This window comes from Hydrogenophaga sp. 70-12, from assembly GCF_001897365.1.
In the GTDB taxonomy this organism is placed as follows: domain Bacteria; phylum Pseudomonadota; class Gammaproteobacteria; order Burkholderiales; family Burkholderiaceae_C; genus Hydrogenophaga; species Hydrogenophaga borbori.
In genome coordinates, this window is the sequence record NZ_MKSS01000329.1 from 1 (window position 1) to 9567 (window position 9567).

The window sequence follows — 9567 nt, forward strand, 5'->3', positions numbered from 1 at the left end:
CGAACAGGCGCACACCCTGCTGTTGCGCTCGCTGCAATGGGCCCGAACAGGCGCACACCCTGCTGTTGCGCTCGCTGCAATGGGCCGAGGGCCGCTACAGCGCCCAGGCCACGCTGGGCGCGCAGGCGCCCATGCCGCTGCGCCTGCAGGCCGAAGGCGAACTCAGCGCCGAGGTGCCCGAAGGCGGGCGCCTCGACCTGCGCGCGCGCGCCACCGCCCAGGGCGCGCTGGCCGGCGCCGGCGCCGCGCTCGACCTGGTCGCGCAGATCGAACCCGTGGGCCGCGCCGAGGCCACCCCCACCCTGGCCGGCACCGCGCGCCTGCGCCCCTGGGCCCCTCAGCCCCTGGCCGAAGCCGACCTGCGCCTGTTCCGCCTGAACCTGGCGCTGCTGTGGCCCCAGGCCCCCACCACCGCGCTCACCGGCACCGCCCAGGCCCGACCCGACGGCGCCGACTGGCGCGCGCGACTGGCGCTGGCCAACGAATCGGCCGGCCCGCTGGACCGGCGCCGGCTGCCGCTGGAGTCCATCGACGCCGAGGTGGTGCAGAGCGGCGCGCGCTGGACCCTGGAGCGCCTGGACGCCGCCCTGGCCGGCGGCCGCGTGCGGGCCGAGGGCCGGCGCGACGCCCCCGCCGAGGGCGCCGCCTCCGCCCTGGGCGACTGGCGGGGCCAGCTGCGCGCCAGTGGCCTGAACCCCGCCCTGGCCTGGAGCGCGCTGGCGCCGGCCGCCCTGGACGCCCGCGTCGACGCCCGCGCCGTCGACCCGAACGCCGCCCACCCCGCCATCGACATCGACGCCCGCGTGGCGCCCGCCGGCCGCCAGCCCCGCCGCAGCGCGGCCGAGGCCTGGCGCCTGCGCGAACTGCTGCTGCAAGGCCGCTGGCAGCCCGGCGACACGCCCGGCCAGGGCCAGCTCACCCTGCGCCAGGCGCGCCTCGACGCGCTCGACGGCGTGCTGAACGCCCAAGGCCGCATCGACACCGCGCGCCCCTTGGCGGAGGGCTCGCTCGACGCCACGCTGCCGGGCCTGCGCGCGCGCTGGAGCGGCCTGCTCGCGCACGCGCAAGGCCAGGGCGAGCTGAACCTGGACCTGGCCGACGGCGCGCGCCTGCTGGCCTGGGTGCGCGCCCTGGGCGAGGCGCCGCTGCTCGGCGACCACCTGAAAACGGTCCTGGCGGCGTTGGCCGACGGGCAAGCCGAGGGCCAGGCGCAAGCCCGCCTGCGCTGGCAGGGCGGCCTGGGCGCCTTCGGCTTCCCCGGGCCGGGCCGCGCCGCCGCGCCGCGCCTGGACCTGAGCCTGGGCACCGAGCGCCTGCGCCTGGCCCGTGGCGGCGATGCCCCCCTGGCCCTGGAACTGGGCGCCACGCGCCTCACCGTGCAGGGCCCGCCCGAGGCCCTGGCCCTGGCGCTGCGCACGCGCGCCGAGGCCTCGGGCTGGCGCGCGGAGCTGGACACCGCCGGCGAGCTGGGCTTCATCGGCCTGCCGCTGGACGCGCGGCGCGGCCAGTTGGCCCTGAGCCGGCTCAGGCTGTCGGCCACGCCAACCGGCAACGGCCAAGGCGCAGGCCAGGCGACGGCCGGCGGGAACGGCGGCGCCGTGTCGTGGACGCTGACCAGCGACTCGCCCCTGCGCGCGCGCTGGCAGCCGCGCGCAGGGGCCATCGACGCCGAACTCGACGGTGCCCGCCTGCACGCCCAGCCGAGGCGCGCCGGCGGCGCCGCGCCCGCCCCCGTCACCCTGGCCTGGGAGCAACTCATCTGGCGCGGCGGCGCCCTGCAGACGCGCGGACGCATCGAAGGCCTGCCGCTGGCCTGGGCCGACGCGCTCACCCTCAGCGAGGAAGACCCCGAAGGCGCCCTGGCGCGCGCCGGCCTGGGCGGCGACCTGGTCTTCGACGGCCGCTGGGACCTGAACCTGCCGGCCCAGGCCAGCGAGCCGCCGCGCCTGAGCGCCCTGCTGCAGCGCCGCGGCGGCGACCTCGCCGTGCAGACCCTGGGCGCCTTCGACGACCCGCGCGCCAGCGCGCACCGCATCCAGGCCGGCGTGAAGACCGCCGAGCTCGAACTGCGCACCGAGGGCCGGCGCGTCAGCGCGCGCCTGCGCTGGGACAGCGAGCGCTTCGGCCAGGCCGAGGCCGACCTGGGCAGCGAGTTGGCCCCCCCCGACGCCCCACACGGCGCCTGGCACTGGCCCGACAGTGCGCCGCTGTCGGGCCGCGTGCGCGCCAGCCTGCCCGAGGTGGGCGTGTGGAGCGTGCTGGCGCCGCCGGGCTGGCGCGTGCGCGGCAGCCTCGGCGCCGAGTTCAACATCGCCGGCACCCGCGCCGCGCCGCAGCTGACCGGCCTGCTGGAAGCCAAGGACCTGGCCCTGCGCTCGCTGGTCGACGGCATCGTGTTCCGGGGCGGCGAGCTGCGCGCCACGCTCGCGGGCGAGCGCCTCGTCATCGAGCGCTTCCGCCTCGAAGGCCGCGGCGGCGCCGAGCGCGGCGGCGTGCTGCAGGCCACCGGCAGCGCCGAATGGCGCCGCGTGCAGCGCGACGGCGCCACCGTGCGCGAGCCCCTGATCGCGCTGGACGTGAGCGCCGAGCAGCTGCGCGCCTCCTCGCGCCCGGACCGCAACGTCACCGTCAGCGGCCAAGTCAGCGCTCGACTGGAAGGCGCGGCCCTGCGGCTGCGCGGCCAGCTGCGCGCCGACCAGGCCCTCATCGTGCTGCCCGACGAGGCCGCGCCCAGCCTGGGCGACGATGTGGTGGTGCGCGGCACCGAGTACCCCATCGACCGGCGCGGCGGCGTGCCCGTGGTCCCCGACGTGCGCATCACCGTCGACCTGGGCCCGTCCTTCGAGCTGCGCGGCCAGGGCCTGCAGACGCGCCTGGCCGGCCAGTTGGAGATCCGCACCAACCCGCCCGACCCGGCGCCGCGCATCGTGGGCGAGGTGCGCACCGCGCGCGGCACCTACCGCGCCTACGGCCAGCAGCTCGCCATCGAGTCCGGCGTGCTGGGCTTCGCCGGCGCCTACGACAACCCCCTGCTCGACATCACCGCCGTGCGCCCCAACACCGCGCAGCGCGTGGGCGTGCAGATCACCGGCACGGCGCAGGCGCCGCGCGTGCGCCTGTTCTCCGACCCCGAGATGCCCGACAGCGAGAAGCTGGCCTATCTCGTGCTGGGCCGCCCGGCCAGCGGCGCCGGCGCCGAAGCCGCCGTGCTGCAGCAGGCCGCGCTGGCCCTGCTGGCCGGCAGCGACGGCGGCCCGCTCGACGGCGGCCTGGCCCAGGCCCTGGGCCTGGACACGCTGAGCTTCACCGGCAGCAGCGCCAGCGCCACCGGCGACAGCGGCTCCACCTCGGCCGCCGTCACCCTGGGCAAACAGATCGCCGACAACCTGTACCTGAGCTACGAGCGCAGCCTGGCGGGCACGCTGAGCACCGTGTCCATGTTCTACGACGTGTCGCGCCGCGTGACCGTGCGCGCCCGCGCGGGCAGCGAGAACGCCATCGACCTGATCTTCACGCTGCGCTACGACTAGGCCTTGCGCACGACCAGGCGGCGCGGACCCCGCCGATACAATCGCCGCTCCCCGCGCCGCCGTAGTTCAATGGATAGAACGAGCGCCTCCTAAGCGCTAGATGCAGGTTCGATTCCTGCCGGAGGCACCACCCCACTTCCCGGCTTCCCGGCCTCCCCTCCCCCCGCTCCCGCACCGTTCGTCGGCCCGCCCCCGCGCCGGTGTCGAAACGCCGCGTCCCCATCCGTCGTGGGCATGAAGCCTGCCGGGGCCATCCCCCCAGCCTTCATCACCCCCAACCGGAGACCCCGCATGACCTCGCTCAGCCCCTACCTGTCCTACAACGGCAACTGCACCGAAGCCATGAACTTCTACGCCAAGCTGTTCGGCGCGAAGCTGGAAACGCTGCTCACCTACGGTGACATGCCGCCCGAGATGGGCCCTTGCGCGCCGGGCGCCGAGAAGCTGGTGATGCACGCCCATCTGGTGCACCCCGGCTTCACGATCATGGCCGGCGACACGCCGCCCGGCATGGAGTTCAAGGGCATCGCGGGCGCCATGATGGCCATCAGCTTCGACACCCCCGCCGAGGCGCAGCGCGTGTTCCAGGCGCTCAGCGAGGGCGGCAACGTCACCATGCCCCTGAGCGAGACCTTCTGGGCGCAGACCTTCGGCATGGTCACCGACCGCTTCGGCACGCCCTGGGGCGTCAACGGCGGGCCGAAGAACTTCAAGCAGCCCTGAAGCGGCCGGGGCCGGCTCAGCGCAGCATCGCGTAACCGATGGCGATGGCCGCCACCAGCCCCACCGCGTCGGCGAACAGCGCGCACGCCAGCGCGTAGCGCGTGCGCTGCACGCCCACGCTGCCGAAGTACACCGCGAGCACGTAGAACGTGGTCTCGGTGGACCCCTGCACGATGGCCGCCAGGCGCCCGGCGAAGGAGTCCACGCCGTGCACCTGCATCACGTCGATCATCAACCCGCGCGCGCCCGCGCCCGAGAAGACCTTCATCAGGCCCACAGGCAGCGCGGGCAGGAAGTCGGTGTCCAGACCCAAGGCCGACACCCCGGCGCCGATGCCCGCGAGCAGGAAGTCCATGCAACCCGCCGCGCGGAACAGGCCCACGGCGACCAGGATGGCGATCAGGTAGGGCACGATCTGGATGGCCACGCCGAAGCCGTCCTTGGCGCCGTCGATGAAGGCCTCGTAGACGTTCACGCGCCGCCACGCGCCCGCCAGCAGGAACAGCATCACCACCCCCAGGATCACGGCCGCGCCCGTGGTCCCCGCGATGCGCGCGGCCTGATCGGCCGGCAGGCGGGCCATGCCCCCCACGGCGGCCGCCAGCAGGCCGCCCACCGCCAGCACGGGCAGCAGGAAACGCGCGCGCCACAGCGGCAGGCGCTGGCACACGGCCACCGCCAGCACGCCGGCCAGCAAGGCGATGAAGGTGGCCAGCAGCGTGGGCAGGAAGATGTCGGCCGCGTTGAAGTCGGCGCCCAGGCCCTGCTTGAGCGCCACGCTCTGGCGGATGGCGATCACCGAGGTCGGGATGAGCGTGAGCCCGGCCGTGTTCATCACCACGAACATGATCTGCGCGTGGCTGGCGGTGCCGGCGGGCGCGGTGTTGAGCGACTGCAGCTCGCGCATGGCCTTCAGGCCCAGCGGCGTGGCGGCGTTGTCCAGGCCCAGCAAGTTGGCCGAGATGTTCATGGTCATGGCGCCCTGCGCCGGGTGGCCCTGCGGCACCTCGGGGAACAGGCGGCGCAGCAGCGGCCCGGCCAGGCGCGCCAGCAGCTCGATCATTCCCGCGCGCTCACCCACACGCATCAGGCCCAGCCACAGCGCCATCACGCCGGCCAGACCGAGCGAGATCTCGAAGCCCGAGCGCGCGCCGTCGAACAGCGCGCCGAGCAGCGCCGGCAGGATGCCGTCCTCGCCCAGGGCCCAACGCACCAGGGCGGTGGCGAAAGCCACCGTGAAAAGACCGATCCAGGCCCAGTTCATCGCCATGGGGGGCGATGGTAGGGCCTGCGGCGAGGGGGCCGGTTCAGCCCTGCAGCTGGCCTTCGCTCAGCGTGTCGAGCTGGAAGCGCCCGCTGCGGTCCCAGAGCCAGGTGTCGATGTAGCTGGTGCGGCTGCCCGGCGAGGGAAAGGGCGCGGCGTCGCGCACCAGGCGCTCGATCTGCGCCACCACCTCGGGCGCGTGCGTGGGCGAGCGCAGCCACTTGAAGGAGCCGACGCGCCCGTTGCCTTCGACCACCACCTCCAGCACACCGATGGCGTACAGCATGGGCGGCAGCTTGCCCGGGTAGATGCGCTGCGGGTAACGGCGGTAGAGGTGGTTGGCGGCGGTGCGGCGGTAGGCCGGGTCGGCGGCCGGCGCCTGCCGGCCCGGCACGGGCAGCGAGGGCAGCACCGAGCAGCCGGCCATGAGCGCGGCGGCGCCGGTGGCGGCGCCCAGCGCCAGGAGCTGGCGGCGGTCGGGCATGGGGTGGGGGGGTAGCGGTTCCATGCGCGGCATTGAAGCAGCACGCGCACCGGCGCACAAGGCGGCATACAAGTGCTTACGCCGGCGCGCGGCGGGTTGTTTCACTTGCCGCGCAGCGTGCGGCTGAGCAGGATCACCGGGATCAGGCCCACCAGCACCAGGGCCAGCGCGGGCAGCGCGGCCTCGCCCAGGCGCTCGTCGCGCGCCAGGTTGTAGGTCACCACGGCCAGGGTGTCGCTGTTGAAGGGCCGCAGCACCAGGGTGGCGGGCAGTTCCTTCATCACGTCCACGAACACCAGCAGCGCGGCCGCCGCCGTGGCGCGCCGCAGCAGCGGCCAGTGCACGCGCATGGCCAGCGCCGCGCCGGTGGTGCCCAGCATGCGGGCGGAGTCGTCCAGGCTGGCGGGGATGCGGGCGTAGCCGGCCTGCACCGACTGCAGGGCCACCGCCGTGAAGCGCACCAGGTAGGCCCAGACGATGCCCAGCGCCGTGGCCGTGACCCAGTAGCCCACGCCGGCCTCGGGCCAACGCTCCTGGACCCAGCCCACGGGCAGCAGCAGGCCCACCACGATGACCGCGCCCGGGATGGCGTAGCCCAGGCTCACCAACTGCGAGACGCCGCGCGTGAGCCCCGAGGGCCGCGCGCGCACCGAGAAGCCCAGCGCCAGCGCGATCAGCACCGCCAGCGCGGCCGACAGGCCGGCCAGCCACACGCTGTTGCGCGCCCACTGCTGGAACTGGCCCCAGGGCAGCACGTCCCAGCCGCCGATGAGCGGGTGCAGCATGAACAGCACCGGCAGCACGAACCCGGCCAGCACCGGCAGCGCGCACACCCCCACCGCCAGCGCGGCCCGCCCGCCGCGCAGGCGCACCGGCTGGGCCTCGGCGCTGCCGGCGCGCTGGCCGCGCAGCGTGGCGAAGCGCATGCGCCGTTGCGCGCGCTGCTCCACCCACAGCAGCGCGGCCACGGTGAGCAGCAGCAGCGTGGCCAGCTGAGCGGCCGCCAGGCGGTTGTCCATCACCAGCCAGGCCTTGTAGACACCGGCGGTGAAGGTCTGGATGCCGAAGTAGCTGGCCACGCCGAAGTCGGCCAGGGTTTCCATCAGCGCCAGCGCCACGCCGGCCGCCACGGCCGGGCGCGCCAGCGGCAGCGCCACGGTGCGGATGCGCCGGCCCAGCGGCGCGCCCAGCAGGCGCGCGGCCTCCATCAGCTGCGCGGCGCGCTCAGCCAACGCGGTGCGCGCCAGCAGGTAGACGTAGGGATAGAGCGTGAAGGTGAAGACCCAGACCGCGCCGCCCGTGCTGCGCACCTCGGGCAGCAGGCGGCCGCTGAGGCCGAAAGTCGAGCGCATCCCGGTCTGCAGCGGGCCGCTGAACTGAAGGAAGTCGGTGTAGGCATAGGCCACCACATAGGCCGGCATGGCCAGCGGCAGCAGCAGCGCCCATTCGAAGCTGCGCCGGCCGGGAAAGTCGAACAGGGTGACCGCGCTGGCCGTGAGCACGCCCACCAGCGCCACCCCCAGCGCCACGCTCACGCACAGCAGCAGCGAGGTGAGCGTGTACTCGGGCAGCACGGTCTGCGCCATCTGCGAGAGCACGTCCCGGGCGGCGGCGTCGAAGCCGAACCAGGAGGCGGCGAGCGCGAACACCGGCAGCACCAGCGCGGCGGCCAGCAGCAACAAGAGCACCTGAGCGGGCCAGCGCGGCATGGAAGGTTCTTTTGGGGCGCCGCGGCCCAAAGGATCGACCGCACCAACGCAAATGAGAATTGTAGACATCTACAATGGGCCCTATGTTCCTGAAGGTCTCGCAACTCCAGGTGCGCTACGCCGGCGCGCCGCACCCGGCTGTCGATGGCGTGAGCTTCGGCCTGGCGGCGGGCGAGATCGGCGTGCTGATCGGCCCCTCGGGCTGCGGCAAGACCACGCTGCTGCGCGCGGTGGCCGGCCTGGAACGCGCGCAGGGCGGCGAGATCGTGCTCGACGGCGAGACCGTGAGCAGTCCCGGCCACCACCTGCCGCCCGAGCGCCGGCGCATCGGCATGGTGTTCCAGGACTACGCGCTGTTCCCGCACCTGGACGTGGCGGCCAACGTGGCCTTCGGCATCCACCAGATGCCCCGCGCCCAGCGCGAGGCGCGCGTGGGCGAGGTGCTGCGCCTGGTGGGCCTGGAGGGCCTGCGCACGCGCCACCCGCACGAGTTGTCGGGCGGCCAGCAGCAGCGCGTGGCGCTGGCGCGCGCGCTGGCGCCCAACCCGCGCCTGCTGCTGCTCGACGAGCCCTTCTCCAACCTCGACGTGGACCTGCGCGAGCGGCTCGCGCACGAGGTGCGCGGCATCCTGAAGGCCGCCAACGCCACGGCGCTGTTCGTCACGCACGACCAGCTGGAGGCCTTCGCCATCGGCGACCGCATCGGCGTGATGCACGAAGGCCGGCTGCACCAGTGGGACGAGGCCTACGCGCTCTACCACCGCCCGGCCACGCGCTTCGTGGCCGAGTTCATCGGCCACGGCGTGTTCGCGCCCGCGCAGATCCTGCAGAACGGCGGCCAGGTGGCCGTGCAGACCCCCCTGGGGGCCCTGCAGGACATGGAGGAATGTCCGCTGCCCAATGCCTATGAGTCCGGGCTGTGCGACGTGCTGCTGCGCGCCGACGACATCGTGCACGACGACGCCGCGCCGGTGAAGGCGCAGATCGTGCGCAAGGCCTTCCGGGGCTCCGAGTTCCTCTACACCCTGCGCCTGGCCAGCGGTGAGACGCTCATGACCCACGTGCCCTCGCACCACAACCACGCGGTGGGCGAGTGGATCGGCATCCGCGCCGAGGTGGACCACGTGGTCACCTTCGAGCGCAACGGCCCGGCCTCCTCGCCGCCCGCGCCGGGCGTGCACCGCTCGCCCGGCGCGCCGCTGGCGAGCGGCTGATCAGCCGGGCCGCGCGCGGCCCGGGCGCCGCAGCCACCACATCGCCGCACCGGCCGCGCACAGCAGCACCACGGCCGCGCAGGCGGCCAGGTTGAGCAGCGCGTTCCACAAGCCCATGTCGCCCTGGTGCAGGGCGATGGCCACGGCCATGGTCTTGGCCATGGCGCCGTAGTCGGCGAAACGGATGTCCGCCAGCACGCGCCCGCTGTAGCGGTCCAGGTGCACGGTGCGGTCGGCCGTGGGCTGGCCGAGGTCGCCGCTCATGGTGCTGGCCGAGACGGTGTAAACGCCGCGCGGATCGCGCGGTGGCGCGATCTGGTGCTGGCCCTGAAAGCCCAGTTGCTTCGCAAAGGCGGCGACGCTGTCGAGGTCCACCGGCGCGTGGGCGGCCAGGCCTTCGCTGCCGGCGCCGGAACCCGAGGCCGGCAGCGGCGTCTGGGCCAGGCCCCAGGGCACCTCCTGCAGACCCGCCGTGTTCAGCACCGCGTGCGCTTCACCCGAGAGCGGCACGGCGTCCCACTGCTCGGCGGGAAAGCTGCCCCAGGCCTGCAGCCAGCGCTCGCCGGTCACGCCGGTCCAGGTGAGGCCCGTGAGCAGGAAGGCCAGCAGCACGGCGCCGGTGCCCAGGCCCAGGCTGCCGTGC

At 74.5% G+C, this 9567-nt stretch carries 7 protein-coding genes and 1 tRNA gene; 4 read left to right on the forward strand and 4 right to left on the reverse strand.

What is annotated here, in order from left to right; genetic code table 11:
* The first annotated feature begins 65 nt into the window (after positions 1-65).
* The 3 genes from BGO22_RS17110 (at position 66) to BGO22_RS17120 (ending at position 4253) form a co-directional block, all read left to right on the forward strand.
* Entirely contained in the window at positions 66-3530 is a 3465-nt protein-coding gene (locus tag BGO22_RS17110) for a translocation/assembly module TamB domain-containing protein (protein ID WP_286851905.1), read from the forward strand.
* A gap of 55 nt (positions 3531-3585) precedes the next feature.
* Positions 3586-3660 (forward strand) — tRNA-Arg (locus tag BGO22_RS17115).
* 161 nt (positions 3661-3821) lie between these two features.
* Positions 3822-4253, forward strand: coding sequence for a VOC family protein (locus BGO22_RS17120; protein ID WP_070397351.1), 432 nt, complete (start codon positions 3822-3824; stop codon positions 4251-4253).
* Positions 4254-4269: 16 nt separating this feature from the next.
* Here BGO22_RS17120 and BGO22_RS17125 read toward each other — a convergent pair whose 3' ends face one another.
* The 3 genes from BGO22_RS17125 to BGO22_RS17135 form a co-directional block, all read right to left on the reverse strand.
* Positions 4270-5523, reverse strand: coding sequence for a spore maturation protein (locus tag BGO22_RS17125; RefSeq protein ID WP_070397350.1), 1254 nt, complete (start codon positions 5521-5523; stop codon positions 4270-4272).
* Positions 5524-5560: 37 nt separating this feature from the next.
* Positions 5561-6001: a twin-arginine translocation signal domain-containing protein gene (locus BGO22_RS17130; protein ID WP_070397349.1), complete on the reverse strand. Its 441-nt coding sequence runs from the start codon at positions 5999-6001 to the stop codon at positions 5561-5563.
* Positions 6002-6102: 101 nt separating this feature from the next.
* Complete coding sequence (locus tag BGO22_RS17135; protein ID WP_070397348.1) at positions 6103-7710, reverse strand: ABC transporter permease; 1608 nt, start codon at positions 7708-7710, stop codon at positions 6103-6105.
* A gap of 83 nt (positions 7711-7793) precedes the next feature.
* Between BGO22_RS17135 and BGO22_RS17140 the strand changes: the two genes are divergently transcribed.
* Positions 7794-8924 (forward strand): ABC transporter ATP-binding protein, encoded by a 1131-nt coding sequence (locus BGO22_RS17140; protein ID WP_254668099.1) that lies wholly within the window; start codon positions 7794-7796, stop codon positions 8922-8924.
* On the opposite strand, the gene BGO22_RS17145 is transcribed toward BGO22_RS17140, so the two are convergent.
* A partial coding sequence (locus tag BGO22_RS17145; RefSeq protein ID WP_286851909.1) for a PepSY domain-containing protein occupies positions 8925-9567 on the reverse strand: 643 nt, incomplete at its 5' end.

Coding starts and splice junctions, on each gene's coding strand:
- BGO22_RS17120 (WP_070397351.1), top strand. CDS start 3,822: ATGACCTCGCTCAGCCCCTACCTGTCCTACAACGGCAACTGCACCGAA.
- BGO22_RS17125 (WP_070397350.1), bottom strand. CDS start 5,523: ATGGCGATGAACTGGGCCTGGATCGGTCTTTTCACGGTGGCTTTCGCC.
- BGO22_RS17130 (WP_070397349.1), bottom strand. CDS start 6,001: ATGCCCGACCGCCGCCAGCTCCTGGCGCTGGGCGCCGCCACCGGCGCC.
- BGO22_RS17135 (WP_070397348.1), bottom strand. CDS start 7,710: ATGCCGCGCTGGCCCGCTCAGGTGCTCTTGTTGCTGCTGGCCGCCGCG.
- BGO22_RS17140 (WP_254668099.1), top strand. CDS start 7,794: ATGTTCCTGAAGGTCTCGCAACTCCAGGTGCGCTACGCCGGCGCGCCG.